A 19,176-nucleotide genomic window follows, 5' to 3' on the forward strand; every position below is an offset into this window, starting at 1 on the left:
TATAAGTAGAAACAAGTTCCTCTTATAGATCAACATTTGTTTTGTAAGTAAGACTTACAAATAAGGCAAAGGCCTAGTACAAACGTTGGAATTTTTTCTGCTCACGAGAAACTTTTTTCGCGTGACGCTTAACTGCAGCAGCAGCAGCACGTTTGCGAAGAGTTGTTGGTTTTTCGTAGCATTCACGACGACGAACTTCTGCAAGAACACCTGCTTTTTCACAAGAGCGTTTGAAGCGACGTAGAGCGATGTCAAATGGTTCGTTATCTTTTACTTTTACAGCTGGCATGTATTTACCTATATTAAAAATGTTTTAAATTTGTTCACAAAAAACGCGCAGATAATACTCTCATTTTTGTAAGCTTTCAAAAAAAGAATGCTTAATCTTTAAAAGAGTATAAAACTCATTAAAAACGTTCTGTGAAGACATAATGATTGGTCTCTATCTTAATAGTTAGACCTAACTTCATCTCTTTTATCTACCTGTTAAGGTATAGCACTAATTCAAAGCGCTTATATAAAATATTTGACCTAATAAAGAGTGCTTGGCTTAGCCAAAGCGAAGAAAATCACCTGCCTTTTAATTTAATCTATTTAAAACGGAGCGCATTTTAGGCGCTTTGATGTTCAAAGTCCAGTTGTTATGGGGTTAACAAACTAATTTGACTGGATAAAGTGAAATTTTGTCTTGCACTAACCTTTCTACCTGTATGAGATCAGGTACAATGCTTGGCAAATCTATATCGAATTTATAAAGAGAATAAGCCGTAATGAAAGTGCTAGGTCTTGAAACCTCTTGTGATGAAACGGGTATTGCTATTTATGATACTCAAGCTGGCTTGCTAGCGCATAAAATTTATTCACAAATTGAACAGCATGCTGAGTATGGTGGTGTAGTGCCTGAATTGGCATCTAGAGACCATGTACGTAAAACTATTCCTCTGATTGAAGAGGTGTTAGCAGAAGCGGGTTTGAATAAAAAGCAGTTAGATGGCATTGCTTTTACTACAGGGCCGGGCCTTGCGGGCGCTTTAATGGCAGGAGCAACTATTGGCCGTGCATTAGGGTTTGCGTTAGATATACCAGCCATAGGTGTACACCATATGGAAGGGCATTTACTGGCACCTATGCTTGAAGAAAAACAGCCTAAAATGCCATTTGTGGCGTTATTGGTTTCGGGTGGTCATACCCAATTGGTAAGAGTTGACGGTATTGGGGAATACAAGTTGCTAGGCCAGTCTCTTGATGATGCTGCTGGTGAGGCGTTCGATAAGGCTGCAAAAATGATTGCTCTACCTTATCCAGGCGGTCCACAGATAGCAGCGCTAGCGGCAAAAGGTAAGGCAAGAGAAGGTCTGAAATTTCCTCGTCCTATGACTGATAGACCCGGATTAGATTTTAGCTTTAGTGGTTTAAAGACTGCCTTTTTAACGTCTGTTCATAAAGCCATGGATGAAGGTGAAATGAATGATGAGTTTAAAGCTGATGTTGCGTTAGCTTTTGAAGAGGCTGTGGTGGATACTCTCGTGATTAAGTGTAAGCGAGCACTAGAGCAAGAGGGTTTGAAACAGCTCGTTATTGCCGGTGGGGTAAGTGCTAATAAAAGGCTTCAAGCTAGTCTTCAGGCTAAGCTAGCTAAAATACGCGCTAGCGTATTCAATGCCAGACCAGAATTTTGTACTGATAATGGTGCCATGATTGCCTATGCAGGTGCTCAACGATTATTGGATGGTCAGGAATCAGGTTTGCCTCTGGATATTAGGGCAAGGTGGCCTTTGGCTGATCTGCCGGCATTAACGACGAAAAGAAATTAAAGGTTAAATATGACAGATACTGTTTTCATTGAAGGTCTTCAAACAGAGGCCGTCATAGGGGTTTATGATTGGGAAAAAAAGATCAAGCAAGAGCTGGTCTTTGATCTAGTGATGAGTCATGACAACCGTGTGCCAGCTGCCACTGATGACCTATCTAAAACATTGGATTATGAAGCTATTTCAAACTACATAACGGCTTATTGCCAAGAGCATGTATTTGAATTAATTGAAACACTGGCTGAGCGTTTACTTGAATCCTTGATGGTGAAGTTTGCCCTAACTGAGGTTGAGTTAACACTGAGAAAGCCAGGAGCAGTGCCTACAGCAAGAGCGGTTGGTGTAAAAATTAAACGTAGTCTTAATTAAATAGCTGCTTAGTTAAGATCAAAAAAATGCCCAAGTTTTACTTGGGCATTTTTGTTTGTGTTAGTTTATTTCAACTGCTTTTACTAAAGGATTAAGGCTGTTTTCAAGTTTTGTTATTCGTGCCTGTTTGATGGCTTGCCCTAACTCTGCCCCTTTATGTCCCTGTTTCATCATATCTTTTGCGCTAATGCTGGCGATACGTGATCTAAGGTCATACCAGTCATTTTTGTCGGTATTTGTTAGTAGGCTTAAAAGTTTGGCAAACTCATTAAACACTTGAGGCTTTTTTATCGCCGTAAATGATGTTAACCATTGATCCCATTCTTCCGCTTTCATAGGTAGTGTTGCGTTATGCATAAACTCGCTAACAAGGTTGGCATAATGCTTAAATTGATTGGGGCAGGTTAATTTATCAAGTGCGGGTGTCAAATTATTTGGTAGGGTTTTATGGCAAATATAGGCCCATACTAAATATTTGTTATCAAGAGAAGATAACAAATTTTGATCTGCTTGCTTTAGCAGGGTAGCAATCGCAGGCCACTCAAAACCTGCTAAAACATGATCAAGCGCTTGGCAGCTTTTCAATACATTAAAGAAACTTTCAGGATTTGGGTAGCTAAGAGATTTCTCTAGTTCACGCCAAATTCGCTCCTGGTTTAGGCTTTCTAACTCGCCTGATAGGCTTATCTGAGTCATTAGTGCCAATGTTTCTGGTGCTATGCTAAACCCAAACTGTTCAAAGCGAGCACTAAAGCGAGCGACTCGTATGACTCTTAAGGGATCCTCAATAAAGGCGTCGGAAACATGGCGAAAAATGCGTTTATCTAAATCTTTTTTACCTTGATAAGGGTCGATGAGCGTACCGTCTTTATCCTTAGCAATCGCATTGATGGTAAGGTCTCGACGAGCTAAATCTTCTTCAAGACTTATAGTGGGTGAAAAATCACAAATAAACCCAGTATAGCCTTGTCCTTTTTTAACTTCAGTTCGAGCTAAAGCATACTCTTCTTTTGTTTTTGGGTGCAAAAATACAGGGAATAATTTACCTACTTGTTGGAAGCTGTGGGAGAGTAGGTCATCAGGTGTTGCACCCGTAACGACCCAATCTCTATCCTTAATAGGCAAATTTAATAACTCATCTCTCACAGCGCCACCCACTAAATAGTGGGTAAAAGGAAGGTCTGTTTTAGTCATTTAGGATTCAGACTCACAGCGCTCTGGGTGTAGCGCTTGCCACTGGGTAAAGCCACCATTAAGTGAATATACGTCTTTAAAGCCTTGGGCAGCTAGGTATTCTGCCGCGCCTTTACTGCTATTGCCATGGTAGCAACAAACAATTAGAGGTGTTTCAAAGTCATTGTCGTTCACAAAAGCTTCAAGGTTATCATTGCTTAGATGAACTGCATTTTGCATGTGGCCGTTTTGAAAGCTTATTAGGTCGCGTATATCTGCAATGTTAGCTTTTATATCGATAATAGGTAGGGCGTCTTGTATGTCTATGCATTTAAATGTCATGTTATTGGCCTAATCATGGGGCATGGGGTGCTATGGGTCTGCCAATCATCTAGACATAAGGCAGTTAAGCTACCTCCCCAAACACATCCTGTATCGAGTGCATGCACTCGCTTCTTTTTAACTTTGCCTTCAAGTGATGCCCAATGTCCAAATATAATTTGGCAATCCTTGGGAAGTTGAGAAGGAAATTTGAACCACTTTTTAAAGTCTTTATCGCCTGACTTGTTAGTGGCTTCTTTTGATTTAAGGTCTAGTTTGCCCTTTTTATCGCAAAAGCGCATGCGGGTAAGATAATTGATAATGGCTCTAATTCGATCAAAGCCAATAAGTTCTGGGTCCCACTTGTTAGGCTTGTTGCCATACATGACGTTAAAGAAGTCGTTAGCATACTCAGATTGCAATAAGTTGCTTGCCTCTTGAGCATAAGAAAGCGTTTCTTCTAGGTTCCAGCAAGGAGGAACTCCGGCATGGGACATAATCGCATTAAGTTCAGGATCGTAATGACACAATGGTTGAGCTTGGAGCCAATCAAGTAAAGTGTCTCTATCCGGAGCGTTTAGTATTTCTGTCAGGGTGTCGCTGCGTTTCAGGTTAGCTTGGCCTCTTGCTATAGCCAATAAGTGTAGATCATGGTTACCCAGTACAACTTTAATATTATCTTTAATAGAGTAAAGATATCTCAAGGTTTCTAGGCTCTCTGGACCGCGGTTAACTAAGTCTCCCGCTATCCATAGTGTGTCTTTTTTAGAATCAAATGATATCTGTTTTAACAGACTAAGTAGTGGCTGAAGGCAGCCTTGAATATCGCCTATTGCGTAGGTTGCCATAGCTTTTCCTAGTGAACCATATTTGGCACAGCAAGTTTAAAAATGGGTATTTCTACATCAAAATGCTCGCCATTTTCACCTAGCATTTGATAGCTACCTTGCATCACACCTACTTGGGTATCTAATACGGCACCACTTGAATATTCAAAATGACTACCGCTTTCAATTTGTGGCTGTAAACCAATAACTCCCGCGCCTTTTACTTCCTGTACCTTGTCATTCCCATCAGTAATTATCCAATGACGAGAGATAAGCTGAGCTTTACTTTTCCCCTCATTAATAATTTTAACATGATAAGCAAAAACAAATCGTGAAGCTTCTGGAGTTGACTGGTCAGCAAGGTAGTCAGTACTTACTTCTATTCTAATGTCTTGGTTAGGCACTAGTGGCTTCCTTGTTATCAAGGTAATTTGCTATCTTGACGTAATCTGGCACATCAAGTCTTTCTGGTCTTAAACCAGGGTCTATTTCGAGCGCTTCAAAATCTTCATTGTTTAGGATGCCCTTATAGTTGTTTCGCAACGTCTTGCGTCTTTGCTGAAAACCTAGTCGTACAGTGCGCTCTAGGGTTTCCAAGCTATTTGCAAAATATGGCTTCTCTCTATAAGGCGTCATACGAACTATTGCTGAATCTACCTTTGGTGCTGGGTCAAAAGATTCTGGACCAACAACAAATAAAGATTCTACCTGACAGTAGTATTGAGTCATGACGCTTAGGCGACCATAAAGATTGTCTCCAGGTCTTGCTGCTAAGCGATCAACAACTTCTTTTTGTAACATGAAATGCATGTTATCTATGATGTCAGCTTGGCTTAGTAGGTGAAAAATAAGTGGTGTCGAAATGTTATAAGGTAAGTTACCAACAACACGAATGTTTCCTTCTGTTGCAAGTTGCGAAAAATCAAATTTCATCGCATCAGCTTCATGGATTCTAAGATCTGGGTAGCGGAAAAGATTCACTTTTAGGATAGGGATTAAGTCTCTATCTAGCTCTACAACATCCATGGACTCCGTTGCAGCAATAATGCCTTGAGTTAAAGCGCCTTTACCCGGGCCAATCTCAACAATACGTTGACCTTTTTTCGGGGCAATACAGGCAACGATATTTCGGATTACGCCATGATCATGAAGGAAGTTTTGTCCAAAGCGTTTTCTCGCCTTGTGGGGTTGTGTTTTGCTCATTTAGGAAACTTTTTTCGCATTATTAGCCATTTCAATGGCGTGGTTGATCGCAATTATTAAACTGCCCTCGTTGGCTTCGCCTGTACCTGCAAGTTCAAGTGCTGTGCCGTGATCAACTGAGGTTCTTATAATAGGTAAACCAAGAGTGATGTTGACGGCATTGCCAAAGCCTTTGTATTTTAACACAGGTAAACCTTGATCGTGATACATAGCAAGAACACAGTCGCAGTTTTCTAAATTTTTCGGAGAAAAAAGTGTATCAGCAGGTAGTGGGCCAATTAGTGACATGCCTTTTGCGTTTAACGTCTTTAAAACAGGAATGATGGTATCTATTTCTTCCATACCAAGGTGGCCATCTTCTCCGGCATGGGGGTTTAAACCACAAACGAGAATTCTTGGTCGCTCAAGGCCAAAACGAGTAATTAAGTCTTGATTTAAGGCTTCAATTACTTGGGTCAGAGACTCTTTAGTAATAGCGTCACTGATATCTTTCAAGGGGAGGTGGGTTGTTGCCAGAGCGACTTTTAAGCCTTCTGTTGCCAACATCATAACAACTTGATCAGAATGGCATCTTTGTTGGAAGTATTCTGTATGGCCGCTAAAGTGATTGCCTGTATCGCATAATATGCCTTTATGCACAGGTGGCGTAACTATGGCGTCAAATTCATTGTTAAGGCAGCCATCAGCAGCAAGTTCTAAAGACTTAATAACAAATTCAGCGTTACTAACATCTAGTTTACCTGGCGTGACCTCGCATGTCTGTGGGATGTTGATTACATCAAGTTGACCTGCTGAGTGAATCGGTACACTTTCACTGGATTGATGATTTTTTATCTTAACATCAATGCCTAACTGCTTTGCTCTTTGCTCCAGAATAGTTGAAGAGCTTAATACAAGAATTCTTGCGTTAAACGGCTGCTGTAGTGCTTTTAAAATGATATCTGGTGCAATACCTGCTGGCTCGCCACTGGTAATACAAATAGTTGGTACGGATGATGTATTCACTGATCTACTACCTAAATTTATGTGCTGTCTAAATTAAAGAGCTAGCTAAATAAAGAGTGCCTACGAAGAGTAGGCACTTGATTCGGGTATAACTAAATTGATCAGACCGAATTAAGAGTCTGTCTTAATATCAATAAATGCTTTGCTCTTAAGTTCGTCAAGCCATTGGCTTAAAACTAAATCTTGTTTTTGAGCGATAAGAGCTTGTTTGGCATTCGCTTCTTTTATCTTATCACTAATATCTTGGCTACGACGTCCCTCTACTTTAAGTACATGCCAGCCATATTGAGACTTAAATGGCTTACTGACACCGCCGACACTTGTTTCGTTCATGACGGCTTCAAATTCAGGTACCATAGTGCCCTGTACTGTCCAGTCTAAATCTCCGCCTTTAAGAGCAGAACCCTTGTCTTCACTAAACTCTTTCGCAAGGCTTGCAAAGTCTTCACCTTTTAGAATACGCTGGTAAATAGCTTCCAGGGCTTCTTGTGTTTGCTTTTGGTTTCTAATGGCATTGGCTGAAAGCAAAATATGGCGAGCTTTAGTCTGCTGTTGAAGAGCTGTTTGTGATGACTTCTTATCAATTAACCATAATAAATGTTGCCCTGCGCTACTTTCAATTGGTCCGTAAAGTGGCCCTTTGCCGGAATTCAAAGATTTAATGAAAAGTAGTGGGAGTTGGTTCATTGGGCGCCAACCCAGATTACCACCCTCTAATGCAGCTTGGCCGCTTGAATGTGAAATAGCTTGATCGGCGAAGTCTTGCTCTGTTTGTATTTTATTTTTGATCAGCATGACTTGTTCTAAACTTGTGCTTTCAGCTTTATCTCGAACCAGAATATGTCTTAAGTGAACTTGATCTTTGTTGTTAGATAGAGCTTCGTCAGAGTTTAAAAAATCATTGATTTCTTGTTCACTGATAATGATGCGTTGGCGAATAACTTGGCTTTTCACCTTGCCTAATAAAATCTCATTTTTAATCTGGTTTCTATAAATTGTATAGTCAATATCTTGCTGTGCTAAAGATCGCTTTAAACCATTGAGGTCTAGCTTCATTTTTGCTGCCACATTTAAGATGGCTTGGTTGACTTCTTGATCACTAATACGAATGCCAAGTCGATTAGCATAGTTGGCTTGCAATGTTTCATTGATCATCTGAGAGAGTATTTGGCGACGGATATTATCTGTCATTTGCCCATTTGGTACTCTGTCTTTAATGATGTTGAAGCGAGTTGAAATATCGCTTTCTAAAATGGCTTTAGAATCCACAATGGCTGAAATACCATCAATTTTTGTTGCTGCAAAACTGAAACTGCTTGCCATGACTAGGCTAGTGCAAATTAAAGTAACTAGTTTGTTCATTATTCGTATCCAACTTTTCCTGAGTTCCAGTATGTATCGCCTATGCTGCTAACACCATTGTCTTGGCCAATGGTGCTTAAGCTGCGTAAAATAAATTTAAGGTAGATTCCTTTTTGAAATACCTCATCATCATCGCGCCAATGTTGATAACTTAATTGCGCTTTTACACAGCAATTTTCATATCCAACAGCCGCTGTTCTTTTGCTTCTAATGCGATCAATGTAGTCATAGTCTTCCTGGTACATGAAGGTCCAGTTTTGATTAAGAGGTACTATGGTACCAAAGGTGCTTTGCTTGGTATCTGTCACTCTTGTATCTTCATCTATGCTATATAGATAACTTGCATTTAGCCTGATGCCGTTATTTGGAGCAAAGCTGGTAGATATTTTACCAAGTTCTAAATCGTCATCTGAGGTGTCATAATTAAGAGCTAAGGAAGCATGAAAAAGTTCACTATGCTTATAGCTAATTTCACTCAAAAGCGGACTCTCTTTAGATCTATCTGTGCTAATTTCATAGCTATCGTCAGAGTCGTTACTTGGAACACCAGGGTTGATGTCGATTTTTCTATCAGACAGATAAAAAATTTGACCTAATTTGAAGGCCCAACGCTCATTGTTATTTGGGTCATATAAACGACTTTCAACACCTAAAGTGACTTGTTCTGTATCACCAATCCAATCATTGCCACTAAATCGAGTGTGACTAAAAGCTTGTGAATAGGTCAGAGACTTCTCGCTCGTATCAAAATAAGGGATATCACTTTGATCTTTAAACGGCGAGTTCAGGTAGCTGACTTTAGGTTCGAGTGTTTGTCGCCAAGCTTGTGAGTTTATGTTTAAAGTTCTTTCAAACTCGATACTTGAATCCAGGTAGTAGCTAACGTGATTTATGCTTGCGTTATAGTTTGAGTTATTTGTATAACTATGAAGATCGTACTCTCTGTACTGATGCAATATGCCTGGCGTGATAGAACCCCAACTATTTGCTATATCAAAGTTGATGTCTTGGTTTACCACTGTACGGCTACCGTCTGTTACTTCTTCGTCAGGGTCTTCAAAGTTTGTTAATTGAAGCTCTGGACGATAATTTAGCCAATTATTGTAATAAAAGTAAGATGCATCGAACCTAGGGTTCCATTCAAACGGGCTATCGTTTGTGCTAAGTGGTGTTTGGTAGCGTTTTATTGCTGCTGAAGAGGATAGATTGCCTTCTTGATAGTTAAAGGTGAGACTTCGCTCGTAACTATCTTCTTCTTTTAAGCTAATTGAATTAACTTCAGGGACTTTATTGGCCGTTGGATTATCTTCAAACAATGCATGAGCACTAATGTTTTCTGTAATTGTTTGCTTAGATTCTAACTTTCTGAGTGTTTGTTGCTTCTCTGTATCATGGTAAAAGCTCGATTCTTCAAAAGTAGTTAGCCCTCTTTCATTTAAGTATCTCATTTCAAAATCATAGCCAATACCTTGATGCTCAACGAAGTTTGGTGTGATCGTCGCATCAAGTTGTGGTGCAAGGTTGAGATAAAAGGGGGTTGATAGGCTGACACCGTCATCGCTTGAGTAACCAAATGAAGGAAATAGAAAGCCTGTTTTGCGGCGTTGATCTAATGGAAAAGAAATCCAAGGGAAGTAAAAAACAGGGAAGCCTGCCACTCTAATTTGAATGTGTTTTGCGGTGCCAAAGCCTATGTTTGGGTCTAAGACAATTGAGCTGCCGTACATCTGCCAGCCGCCAGAGCCGGGTTCACAAGTTGTATAGAAGCCTTCTTCAATGAAAACAACCCCGTTTTTTGCTTTGCCAATGGACCCTGCTTCGCCTCTTATACCTGTATCATGGAAGACAAATTGAGCGTCTTCAAAGAGAACTTCACTGCCTTCTTCAGAATTACTTACTTCAGCGTTAGAGGCTTTAATTAGTTGTCCTTGTCTACGACTGACGACATTGCCTGAAAGTTGAAGATGTTTATCTAATTCACCATTAATTTCATCTGCAGCGAAAGACTGAGTTGGTTGGAGAATTTCAGCGCCACCTTGAAGTCGCATCTTGCCTTCATTGGTGCGAACAATGACATCAGCTAAAACTCGGGTATTTGGATCTGTGCTGGTTTGCCATTGGTCTAGATAAGCGCCTTGGCAGAACTGCCTAACCGAAGACAGCTGCTCTTGGGTCAAAGCTTCTTTCGGATACCAGTCTAATTCTGCAGCAGAAACAGTGGAAATAAAGAAAATACTGTGTAAAAAAATGAACTTGATACGAATCTTGTTGGTCATGCGATGTATACTGGTTGCTTTAAACAAATTGTGCATAGCAAGGTAGAAATCCCTGTTAGGGTAATAAGTTGGGCTAGATGATAATCTAACCTGTGCTATTTGGGCTACTGATTCTGGAGAAAAGTTCACATGTGGAAGCTGGTTGCGGCTGTTTTGGGTTATTTGCTAATGGGCCCATTGGGTATTTTGCTCGGTTTGGTTGTTGGTCACATTATTGATGCTGGGAAGGCGAACTTAGCCGGCCTCAATATTAAGCGTGGATCAGTACGTCAACAACAAGCTGCTTTCTTTCAAACCTTGTTCCTTTTGATGGGGCGTTTGGCAAAAGCGGATGGTGTTGTATCAACCGAAGAAATTAAACTTGCCTCAGATGTTATGGATCGAATGGGGCTTAAAGGTGATGCAAAAAAACAAGCAATAGAGCTTTTTAACCAAGGTAAAGCGGCTTCTTTTGATTTGGTTGAAGTCTTGGCTAATTTTCAAAGTGTGGTTGGTGAAAGAAGTATTCTTACTCGTACTTTAATTGAAATTTTATTGGTATCAGCCTACGCCGATGGTGATTTCAGTCTGCAAGAAAAGTCTTTAGTTTCACAAGTGTGTGCTCATTTGGGAATCAGTGTTGCGGAATTTGAACAGCTGCATTTACAAATTAAGCAACAGGCTCAATTTAGGCAAAATGGTGGCGCGGCTAATCACTTAAATGATAAAGAAATGTTGCAAGCTGCCTATGATGCAATCGGTGTTAATGCGACTATGACAGATGCAGAGATCAAAAAAGCTTACCGTAAGCTGATGAGTCAAAACCACCCTGATAAGATGATGGCGAAAGGGTTACCAGAAGAAATGGTATTAATCGCCAAAGAGCGGACGCAAGAAATTCAATCCGCTTATGACCTGATTAAGAAAACGCGTAAAGCCTCTGCTTAAGGTGATTGATAAAACAGTGATTTACTGAACTCAGGGAGCGTTTTTAATTGTTCCCTTTGCTGAGTGTTCTGTTTTAAAAAGCCTCTAATACGTTGTACTAGCTGTTTTTGGTCGATCGAAAACTGACTGTTACTGGTTACTTTGATTTGCGTATAGTTAGGTGTTTGACTTTCTCTTTGTAGCATAGCGATACGGCGAGCTTGAGCATAGTGTTTATCAAATTGGTTTGGGCGGATGTAATAGTCAAGGACAGGTTGTGCGCTTCCCTTTAGTAGCTCGGCAAAAGGGAAGTAAGCTAGCTGATTTGGCACGCTCGCGGAAATTAAAATAAGAGCGCCTGTATTTAGTTGCTTGCTAGCACTGTATTTAAGTGCGTAGGTCGCACTTGTACCGTAGCCTAATAAACTAATATTAGAAATTCCTTTCTCATTCGCAAAATCAATGCTGGCATCTATTCGGCCAAAAACCACTTCTTCGTGTGTTAAGAGGGTCTTGTCCTCTGTTTGTTCACTTTCTTCTTTGGGAGTAAAACTAAGAGCTTCTTTTTTTAGGCTATCCGGCACCTCAATAGATATTGTGCACCAGCTGCTTTTAGTAAGTTCTGATCTAACTGGACTGATGACATTCGGCCAATCAGGGTGTTCATTGTTACCATGAAGCAAAATGATGCATCCCTGAGGATCGTTGGTTTGTGCAGCCTTATGCAAGGCTAAAAATGGGTCACCTTGAAAGCTTAAATTTTCTATCTCATTAGCGGCATTCATTTCGAGTTGGCGGGTTAATGCTTCTATACGTTTTACTTGCGATGGTGTGAAGCTTCTTTCCTGAAGTGGTTTGCTGGCAGTTTTATTATCTGTCTCGATTGCGTCTTCATTAGTCTGTGTTTCATCACCTGTCGCCTCATCCGCTGCGAATGCAGAAAAAGAGAAGAGAAATAGAAGAAGGATGAATCCCTTTATCTTATTTTTATGTCTCATAAATACTTATCTTTCAAGCCTTGTTAGAATAAGCCAAATTTTACTCTGGAATTAGCGATATGAATGATTTTGTAATAGCTCCATCAATTCTTGCTGCCGACTTTGCGCGTTTAGGTGAAGAGGTCGACTCTGTTCTTAATGCTGGTGCAGATATTATTCACTTTGATGTAATGGATAATCATTATGTGCCTAATCTAACGATAGGGCCAATGGTATGTAAAGCTTTGCGTGATTATGGCGTTACGGCTGAAATTGATGTGCACCTTATGGTTAAACCTGTTGATAGTATGATAGAGGACTTCCTAAAAGCGGGAGCTAGTTATATTACTTTTCACCCAGAGGCAACTGAGCATATTGATCGTTCATTGCAAATGATTAAAGAGGCTGGCTGTAAAGCTGGCTTAGTATTTAATCCTGCTACGCCTTTACATCATATGAAACATGTTATGGATAAATTGGATATGGTTATGTTGATGTCTGTTAACCCAGGATTTGGTGGCCAAAAGTTTATTCCTGCAACTTTAGACAAACTGAGAGAGGCGAGAGCCTTGATTGATGCTAGTGGCTACAATATTCGTCTTGAAGTTGACGGTGGTGTTAGTGAAAAAAATATCGCTGAAATAGCTGCTGCAGGGGCTGATACCTTTGTTGCAGGCTCGGCAATTTTTGGTAAGCAAGACTATAAAGCTGCGATTGATGCAATGCGATCAGAGTTGGCGAAAGTGGAGCGCTAATGAGAACTCCTAAGCATTTTAAAAAATGGTTCGAAGCTTGGCCTCAGTTAGTGTGCTTTGATTTAGATGGTACCTTGGTTGATAGTGTGCCTGATATTGCTTTAGCGGTGGACAGCTTTCTTGTTGAGCAAGGTCAGGCGCCGGTAGGTGAAGATCAGGTGCGTCAATGGGTAGGGCAAGGTGCTGCGAGTCTTGTAAAAAAAGCAATGTCAGATGCGGGTCTTGATGACGCACTTTATGAAGATTGCTACCGTAGTTTTTTACTTGCTTATAAAAGTAACTTGACGCAAAAAACACGTTTGTATGCAAATGTTCTGGACTTACTGAAAGCATTAAAAGCGAATCATGTGCCTATGGCTTTGATTACTAATAAGCCAAGTGCGTTTGTTAAGCCAATACTTGATCACTTTGAGATCAGTGACTATTTTTCTTGGATCTTAGGCGCGGACACTTTGGAAGAGAAGAAGCCTTCTCCTTTACCTTTGTTGTTCTGTGCTGAAGCTATTGAAGCACAGAAGGATCAATGTGTCATGATAGGAGATTCTCAGACAGACAGTCGAGCGGCTATTTCGGCAGGTTTTAAAAATGTTTTGGTGACTTATGGTTATCATCAGAATGTTGATTTGAAATCTTTAGAAGCGGATTTACTCATAGATGATCTAGTTGAGTTGCTTCTTTAAAGTAAGTGTTTTGTCATTATAAGGCCGCCAAATTTTGTTTGGCGGCTTTTTTTATGGCTCTGGTTGAATGTTTTGCTCTGTTTGGATTTTTAACGTTTGAGTAGGGAAAGCCAGCTCTGCGTTATGGTGAGCAATGATGTCGATAATTTTGAGTAAAATGTCTTGTTTTACTTCATGAAAACGAATCCAGTTTGTCGTTTTAGTAAATGTGTAGACGAAAAAGTCTAAGGATGAAGGGCCAAATTCATTGAAATTAACTATCATTGTTTGGCTGCTATCTATGTCTTGGTGCGTTTTAAGCATGGCTTTAATATCATCCATTATGCTTGCTAAAGCATCAACATCATCGTATCGAATACCTATTTTTTCATAGATTCTACGGTGTGACATACGAGAAGGGTTTTCCACAGAAATAAGTGAAAAAGTTGCATTTGGTACATATAAAGGGCGTTTGTCAAACGTTCTTATGCGAGTTTGACGCCAGCCTATGTGTTCTACAGTTCCTTCGATTTCTTTGTCAGGAGATCTAACCCAATCACCTACTGAAAAAGGGCGATCGAGGTAAATCATCAAACCACCAAAAAAGTTTGCAAGTAAATCTTTTGCGGCAAAACCTACCGCAATACCACCGATACCACCAAAGGCCAATATCCCTGAAATACTAACCCCTATGGTTTGTAAGACTACGAGTGCTGAGATAATAAGTAGGCTTGCTTTAATGAGCTTACCAACGGCAGATACCGTCGTTAAATCCATCGGGTGTTTCATTTTTACTGGGGAAATGAGTATTTGTTCACAGCGTTTTACTAAACGTGAAATAAACCATGTAATGAGAGCGATAAGGCCTATTTTACGAAGTGCATCTATGCTGGTTTGAGAGAATGCGCCTGTTTCATTGTTTGAGGTTTGAGAAATGATTAATAACCCTAGGCCCCAAATAAAGTACTTAATAGGTTGTCTTGCGGCTATTAGAAGTGCTTTGTCCCAAGGGTTTTTGGTAACTTTTAGTTGTAACAGTATGCGAGAAATGAGCTTGGAAATAATGAGATGAATAAAAAGGGTTATGAATAATATAAACGCAATTTTAACTAGCCAATGCATTTGAGACTGTCCAAGCCCCACATAGTTAATAAAGGTATCCCAATTCATTGTGTCTTTCTCGTCTTATGCTTAGGTAAAGTGTGCGCGAATATTTCTTAATAGTGTGAATGTTGAGTAAGTGACATGTCATTTTAATTGGTTTTAAGGAATAAATATCTAAATTCTCATTTTCTGCAAATAAATGTCTTCTAATTAGTATTATGTGAAATATACCTGCTTAATGTCACGTTTTTTTAAGAAACTATGATTAAATAGCTCTTTTACGAATTTTTTTTTGAATTACACGCTTTCTACACAATGATTCAATAAGATAAAAAGTATCTAATTAATCCAATTTTAATATAAGTAATTGGTTTGAATATCGGTATTTTTTGTTTTATGTGTGCTCGATAGATTGATCTATCCTTGATAAGAGACGAAATTGCTAGTGGGTTTGTTTATCGATTATGCATGGAAATAATTGAATAATGAAAATTTTTATTGAGATTCACCTCAGGTTTGTAGCAACTGTTTGGCTGATTCTTATGGCTGTTTTGAGCCTACTTTACCTCATTAACTACATGAAATTTGATAGCTTGATGTCCAGTGTTGTTTCATCAAAGTTAGAGGTGATTTCTTCGTCATTAGAGTCTTCCATCCTAAAGGCAGAGCGCTTAGGCATACATCTTAAATCAGCAAATAACCTACCAGACTTAATGGAGAGGGCGAAATCTAGAGACGTTAATGTGAAGTTAATACACATTATTGGCGATGATGGGGTCATCATTTTCTCGACTGACTCTCAGCTTGTAGGGCAGACCGTTGAAGAAAGCTTAAGTAAAAGAGCGCTTCGCTCTACCGAGGCTAATTGGATGTTGGCAACAGATAAGGATCTTTATAGCGGTTTGCAATTAAAAGACAGCTTCGATGAGCTAATAGGCAGTGTCGTAATCCAGTACGACAAGTCCTCTTTTTCAGGAACTTATGCTCAAGTTAGGTTGCATTTACTCGAAATGACAGTGGGTATCTTCTTAATATTTTCATTGATTGTCTTCTTGGTTATTAGGTTGTGCTTTGGTGATATTAGTGGGGTTATTCACCTGATTGAGCAATATACGGGCGGAGAGAAAGTGACTAAAACATTTGACGCACCAGAAGGCTCGCTAGCGTTTAAATTAGCAGAGCAAATGAAACAGGGTGAGCAAATGAAAGCTCAAGTAACGAGTGAGTTGGATGCCATTCAAACTCTTAAGGAACAACAAAAGACTGAGGGTTTGTCTAAATGAATGAAGTGAAGAGCATGTCCGGCTTTATTAATAGCCGCTTAATCTTAGTAACGGTATTAAGTGCATTATTTGCCTCAGTTTTGAGTACTTTATATACCTTGATTGAATTTGATTTTGCGCTTGAGCCCGAGCTTCTTAAGAAGGCTAACGCTGTTGCAGAAGTTATTCATGATGATGTGCAATTAGCAACAAGTGTTGGGATTCCTTTTGATCAAATTGAAGGCATGGATTCATATCTCTCAGACACACTTTATAAGTACCCTGAGCTAACGTTTGTTGCCATAGTATCTGAGAAAAACAGCCTTCTTTACAGTGCTGGTACAACACCTAATCTGAGCCGAATTAAGCCTGAATCATTTAATATTGAGCACCCGAACTTTTTACAAGAAAACATTGTTGAGCGTTTAATTCAGGGGTCGAAAGAGTTATATGGGATCTTCTTTAGTGATGCCTCTGCTAATCATGATAGAGATCTTTTTAAACTGGAAATGACACTTGAAGATAAAACGCTTGGATATGTACTTGTTGGATTGGATTCTGGTTTTATTCAATCTCAGCTTACCGACGTGTTTTTTGATGTTGTGATCGTTTTGGTTGCTGTATTACTTGTTTGTTTTGAAGTTGTCATGGTTGTGGTGATGTTTTATGTATCAGAACCACTTAAAGAGTCCGAAAGTTTATTGCAACGACAAGCAGAAGGTGACTTTTCGGTTAATGAAAAGGTAATTACAAAAGGGGTTTTTGGAAACTTTATCGGAAAACTCAATCAAGATTCCAAGGATTTACAGGCACAATTTCAATCAGCAGTACAAATTGTTGAGCAAGAAAATGTGCAAAAAACCGAAGTGTCGGCTAAATCTCATTTGCAAAAAATTGCTGAGAAGTTTCGTCTACAAAATGTACTCAATGTAAAAAGTGGCGATATTGTAGACGCGCGTATTCCTTTATTTGTTTTCTCTTTAGCAGAAGAATTACAGAAATCCTTTATGCCCTTATTTGTGGCCGAGCTCTATGAAGCTGATTCTTGGATCTCGAAAGATGTGATGCTGGGCTTGCCGATTTCTATTTTCATGCTTGTCATTGCATTAGCTACGCCATTTGCTGCTGGTTGGGTGGATAGATGGGGGCAGAAACCATTGTTTTTAATTGGTTTAATACCTGCCATTCTAGGATATTTAGGCTGCTATTTTGCACAAGATGCCATGGATATCGTGATTGCTCGTGGGGTGACTGCGTTAGGATATGCTGTTATCACGATCAGCTGTCAGAGCTATATTGCAGCGGTTGTTTCGTCAGAAAACAGAGCTAAAGGTATGGCGATATTTGTTGGTGTTCTAATGACTGCGACCATGTGTGGTACAGCTTTAGGAGCGATTATCGCCGATAGAATTGGTTATCAACCAGTGTTCTTGCTTTCAGCAATTTTATCGAGTTTCGCTGGCGTGTTAGCTTGGAGAATGTTCTCAGGTAAGGTGAGCACAGCATCATCTGCGGCAAGTCAAAAAGCTAAGGGCGGCCTTCTGTTATTAGCTCGTAATGTTAAATTTGTCTGCATTATTATCTTTTGTGCGATTCCGACTAAGATTATTTTGACTGGCTTCTTGTACTTTATGGTACCTCTATATTTGGTATCACTCGATGCAAGTCAATCTGAAATTGGCCGTGTCATGATGGTTTACTCTTTAATCATTATTCCTTTGAGTCCATTAGCGTCTGGCATTGCAGATAAATCAGGCAAGATGAAAGAGCTAGTATTACTGGGTACAGTCCTATCTGGCGGTATTTTGGTTTCTCTTTATGGTGAAGCTTCCTTCTATAAACTTTTGCTGGCAGTTGCTTTGATGGGTGTTGCTCACTCTATTTTAAAGGCGCCACTTATTGCTTCTGCACTTGAAGCTGCTGAGGCTACGCCTGAAGTTGGGCGAACTAAGGTGTTAGGTATTTTAAGAACAGCAGAGCGTATTGGTAGTGTATTAGGTCCTGTATTGGTAGCGACTCTTCTCACTCTATATGATTTTGGTGAAGCTATGGCCATTGTAGGTACAGGTGTTTTGGTATCGGCCCTATGTATGTTTATTTTCCTTCGTGTGCCAGATGCAAAGCAGGATGCAGGAGCTGAATCATGAAACTCTTTATCACACTAATACTCCTATTTACTCCATTTGTAGTGTCCGCGGCTAAAGTTTTTGATGCCGCTAATCCTGCCACAATTTATATGGTGGTTTGGCGTGGCTGTGAGGATGCTTGTCTAGGGTTTAAGAGCTATCTCAAAAATAATGATTTACCTGTTAATTTAATTGTGCGAGATGTGGCAAGGGATAAAACACGTATTGCTGAGTATCTTGCTGAGGCTAAAGAATTAAAGCCTGACCTTGTGGTGACTTGGGGAACGAGTGTATCAAAGGGCATGATAGGTACTATGGGTGAGTATGGATCTCAGACCAAGCTTGGAGATATTCCCGTCATGTTTATGATAGTTGCTGATCCTTTAGGCGCAGGAATTATCTCGTCTTATAAAGAAAGTGGTCGTACTAATGTTACTGGTATTCGTAATCGTATTTCGGAAGATGTGCAAATTAGAGCAATGAGAGAATACTTCCCCTTAACTCGTATGGGGGTTATTTACTCTGAAGGTGAGCTTAACTCGGTATTAAATACCAAGAAATTGCATGCTTTATCTATCGATATGGGGTTTGATTTAATCGAAAAAACTTATCAATTAGATGATAACAACACGCCTTTGCCAGGCCAGTTCGATCAAGTTATGGCTGACATGGCAAAGGAGAATGTCGATGTTGTTTATGTTGGTTCAAGTTCATATAACTTAGAGAATAAAGATGAGTTTACGCGAGCTGCAGTAAAGTATTCTTTGCCTGTTGCCAGTGCTTACGATGTGATGGTTACGGAATCTAATGGTTTAATTGCTGTGGCTAACAAATATTATAATGTTGGGCGTTTGGCTGGAAATCAGGCAAATAAAGTCTTGTTTGAACAGTCGACTCCGGGCGCTTTGCCTATTGCCGAACTGAGTCGCTTCTCTATGTTTATCAACATGGATGTGGCGCGAAACTTATCCTTGTATCCCCCTATTCAGTTATTACGATTTGCTGAATTGATTAATCCTGACTCACATATTGAAGATTAG

Annotated in this window: 19 protein-coding genes; 8 read left to right on the plus strand and 11 right to left on the minus strand. The window is 39.8% G+C overall.

Features of this window, described 5'->3' with window-relative positions:
- Positions 1-73 precede the first annotated feature (73 nt).
- The gene (gene rpsU, locus OA91_RS13235) at positions 74-289 is read right to left on the minus strand and encodes a 30S ribosomal protein S21 (RefSeq protein WP_009835737.1); all 216 of its coding nucleotides are present in this window, start codon (positions 287-289) and stop codon (positions 74-76) included.
- Between the two features lie 481 nt (positions 290-770).
- Here rpsU and tsaD point away from each other — a divergent pair, with 481 nt between their 5' ends.
- Together tsaD and folB are read left to right on the plus strand one after the other, a co-directional pair.
- Positions 771-1,814 carry a tRNA (adenosine(37)-N6)-threonylcarbamoyltransferase complex transferase subunit TsaD gene (gene tsaD / locus OA91_RS13240; protein ID WP_063338813.1) on the plus strand — a complete coding sequence of 348 codons (1,044 nt, stop codon included), beginning with the start codon at positions 771-773 and terminating at the stop codon, positions 1,812-1,814.
- A gap of 9 nt (positions 1,815-1,823) precedes the next feature.
- Entirely contained in the window at positions 1,824-2,180 is a 357-nt protein-coding gene (gene folB, locus OA91_RS13245) for a dihydroneopterin aldolase (RefSeq protein WP_063338814.1), read from the plus strand.
- A gap of 60 nt (positions 2,181-2,240) precedes the next feature.
- On the opposite strand, the gene OA91_RS13250 is transcribed toward folB, so the two are convergent.
- The 8 genes from OA91_RS13250 to OA91_RS13285 form a co-directional block, all read right to left on the minus strand.
- Positions 2,241-3,374, minus strand: a complete 1,134-nt coding sequence (locus OA91_RS13250; RefSeq protein WP_063338815.1) for a tRNA nucleotidyltransferase — start codon at positions 3,372-3,374, stop codon at positions 2,241-2,243.
- Entirely contained in the window at positions 3,375-3,695 is a 321-nt protein-coding gene (gene glpE, locus OA91_RS13255; RefSeq protein WP_063338816.1) for a thiosulfate sulfurtransferase GlpE, read from the minus strand. It abuts the gene before it with no gap.
- On the minus strand, positions 3,692-4,522 hold the full coding sequence (locus OA91_RS13260; protein ID WP_063338817.1) for a symmetrical bis(5'-nucleosyl)-tetraphosphatase: 831 nt from the start codon (positions 4,520-4,522) through the stop codon (positions 3,692-3,694). Before OA91_RS13260 ends, glpE begins: the two co-directional genes overlap by 4 nt.
- Positions 4,523-4,530: 8 nt before the next feature.
- Complete coding sequence (gene apaG / locus OA91_RS13265; protein WP_063338818.1) at positions 4,531-4,905, minus strand: Co2+/Mg2+ efflux protein ApaG; 375 nt, start codon at positions 4,903-4,905, stop codon at positions 4,531-4,533.
- Complete coding sequence (rsmA, locus tag OA91_RS13270; protein WP_063338819.1) at positions 4,898-5,704, minus strand: 16S rRNA (adenine(1518)-N(6)/adenine(1519)-N(6))-dimethyltransferase RsmA; 807 nt, start codon at positions 5,702-5,704, stop codon at positions 4,898-4,900. The genes apaG and rsmA overlap by 8 nt, the downstream gene beginning before the upstream one ends.
- The gene (gene pdxA, locus OA91_RS13275) at positions 5,705-6,709 is read right to left on the minus strand and encodes a 4-hydroxythreonine-4-phosphate dehydrogenase PdxA (RefSeq protein ID WP_063338820.1); all 1,005 of its coding nucleotides are present in this window, start codon (positions 6,707-6,709) and stop codon (positions 5,705-5,707) included.
- Between the two features lie 111 nt (positions 6,710-6,820).
- Complete coding sequence (locus tag OA91_RS13280; protein ID WP_063338821.1) at positions 6,821-8,071, minus strand: peptidylprolyl isomerase; 1,251 nt, start codon at positions 8,069-8,071, stop codon at positions 6,821-6,823.
- Positions 8,071-10,383 carry an LPS-assembly protein LptD gene (locus OA91_RS13285; RefSeq protein ID WP_063338822.1) on the minus strand — a complete coding sequence of 771 codons (2,313 nt, stop codon included), beginning with the start codon at positions 10,381-10,383 and terminating at the stop codon, positions 8,071-8,073. The genes OA91_RS13280 and OA91_RS13285 overlap by 1 nt, the downstream gene beginning before the upstream one ends.
- Positions 10,384-10,476: 93 nt before the next feature.
- Here OA91_RS13285 and djlA point away from each other — a divergent pair, with 93 nt between their 5' ends.
- Positions 10,477-11,274, plus strand: coding sequence for a co-chaperone DjlA (gene djlA / locus OA91_RS13290; protein WP_063338823.1), 798 nt, complete (start codon positions 10,477-10,479; stop codon positions 11,272-11,274).
- Here djlA and OA91_RS13295 read toward each other — a convergent pair.
- Positions 11,271-12,251 (minus strand): DUF3530 family protein, encoded by a 981-nt coding sequence (locus OA91_RS13295; RefSeq protein ID WP_063338824.1) that lies wholly within the window; start codon positions 12,249-12,251, stop codon positions 11,271-11,273. The two genes, djlA and OA91_RS13295, sit on opposite strands and share 4 nt — an antisense overlap.
- Before the next feature lie 59 nt (positions 12,252-12,310).
- Between OA91_RS13295 and rpe the strand changes: the two genes are divergently transcribed.
- Both rpe and OA91_RS13305 read left to right on the plus strand, forming a co-directional pair.
- Complete coding sequence (rpe, locus tag OA91_RS13300; RefSeq protein WP_046016655.1) at positions 12,311-12,985, plus strand: ribulose-phosphate 3-epimerase; 675 nt, start codon at positions 12,311-12,313, stop codon at positions 12,983-12,985.
- Entirely contained in the window at positions 12,985-13,665 is a 681-nt protein-coding gene (locus OA91_RS13305) for a phosphoglycolate phosphatase (RefSeq protein WP_063338825.1), read from the plus strand. Before rpe ends, OA91_RS13305 begins: the two co-directional genes overlap by 1 nt.
- A gap of 51 nt (positions 13,666-13,716) precedes the next feature.
- Here the strand turns inward: OA91_RS13305 and OA91_RS13310 are convergent, their stop codons facing one another.
- Positions 13,717-14,814 carry a mechanosensitive ion channel family protein gene (locus tag OA91_RS13310; protein WP_063338826.1) on the minus strand — a complete coding sequence of 366 codons (1,098 nt, stop codon included), beginning with the start codon at positions 14,812-14,814 and terminating at the stop codon, positions 13,717-13,719.
- A 419-nt stretch (positions 14,815-15,233) separates the two neighbouring features.
- On the opposite strand from OA91_RS13310, the gene OA91_RS13315 reads away from it, so the two are divergent.
- Genes OA91_RS13315 through OA91_RS13325 form a run of 3 tightly spaced genes read left to right on the plus strand, consistent with a single transcriptional unit; the run spans position 15,234 to position 19,176 of the window.
- Entirely contained in the window at positions 15,234-16,031 is a 798-nt protein-coding gene (locus OA91_RS13315) for a hypothetical protein (RefSeq protein WP_063338827.1), read from the plus strand.
- Positions 16,028-18,157: an MFS transporter gene (locus OA91_RS13320; RefSeq protein ID WP_063338828.1), complete on the plus strand. Its 2,130-nt coding sequence runs from the start codon at positions 16,028-16,030 to the stop codon at positions 18,155-18,157. The genes OA91_RS13315 and OA91_RS13320 overlap by 4 nt, the downstream gene beginning before the upstream one ends.
- On the plus strand, positions 18,154-19,176 hold the full coding sequence (locus OA91_RS13325) for an ABC transporter substrate-binding protein (protein WP_063338829.1): 1,023 nt from the start codon (positions 18,154-18,156) through the stop codon (positions 19,174-19,176). Before OA91_RS13320 ends, OA91_RS13325 begins: the two co-directional genes overlap by 4 nt.

The sequence above is a fragment of the Marinomonas sp. SBI8L genome (assembly GCF_001624705.1).
In the GTDB taxonomy this organism is placed as follows: Bacteria; Pseudomonadota; Gammaproteobacteria; order Pseudomonadales; family Marinomonadaceae; genus Marinomonas.

Bases quoted from the DNA above. Each gene is read 5' to 3' on its own strand.
- rpsU (WP_009835737.1), bottom strand. From the start codon at position 289: ATGCCAGCTGTAAAAGTAAAAGATAACGAACCATTTGACATCGCTCTA.
- tsaD (WP_063338813.1), top strand. From the start codon at position 771: ATGAAAGTGCTAGGTCTTGAAACCTCTTGTGATGAAACGGGTATTGCT.
- folB (WP_063338814.1), top strand. From the start codon at position 1,824: ATGACAGATACTGTTTTCATTGAAGGTCTTCAAACAGAGGCCGTCATA.
- OA91_RS13250 (WP_063338815.1), bottom strand. From the start codon at position 3,374: ATGACTAAAACAGACCTTCCTTTTACCCACTATTTAGTGGGTGGCGCT.
- glpE (WP_063338816.1), bottom strand. From the start codon at position 3,695: ATGACATTTAAATGCATAGACATACAAGACGCCCTACCTATTATCGAT.
- OA91_RS13260 (WP_063338817.1), bottom strand. From the start codon at position 4,522: ATGGCAACCTACGCAATAGGCGATATTCAAGGCTGCCTTCAGCCACTA.
- rsmA (WP_063338819.1), bottom strand. From the start codon at position 5,704: ATGAGCAAAACACAACCCCACAAGGCGAGAAAACGCTTTGGACAAAAC.
- OA91_RS13280 (WP_063338821.1), bottom strand. From the start codon at position 8,071: ATGAACAAACTAGTTACTTTAATTTGCACTAGCCTAGTCATGGCAAGC.
- OA91_RS13285 (WP_063338822.1), bottom strand. From the start codon at position 10,383: ATGCACAATTTGTTTAAAGCAACCAGTATACATCGCATGACCAACAAG.
- djlA (WP_063338823.1), top strand. From the start codon at position 10,477: ATGTGGAAGCTGGTTGCGGCTGTTTTGGGTTATTTGCTAATGGGCCCA.
- OA91_RS13295 (WP_063338824.1), bottom strand. From the start codon at position 12,251: ATGAGACATAAAAATAAGATAAAGGGATTCATCCTTCTTCTATTTCTC.
- rpe (WP_046016655.1), top strand. From the start codon at position 12,311: ATGAATGATTTTGTAATAGCTCCATCAATTCTTGCTGCCGACTTTGCG.
- OA91_RS13305 (WP_063338825.1), top strand. From the start codon at position 12,985: ATGAGAACTCCTAAGCATTTTAAAAAATGGTTCGAAGCTTGGCCTCAG.
- OA91_RS13310 (WP_063338826.1), bottom strand. From the start codon at position 14,814: ATGAATTGGGATACCTTTATTAACTATGTGGGGCTTGGACAGTCTCAA.
- OA91_RS13315 (WP_063338827.1), top strand. From the start codon at position 15,234: ATGAAAATTTTTATTGAGATTCACCTCAGGTTTGTAGCAACTGTTTGG.
- OA91_RS13320 (WP_063338828.1), top strand. From the start codon at position 16,028: ATGAATGAAGTGAAGAGCATGTCCGGCTTTATTAATAGCCGCTTAATC.
- OA91_RS13325 (WP_063338829.1), top strand. From the start codon at position 18,154: ATGAAACTCTTTATCACACTAATACTCCTATTTACTCCATTTGTAGTG.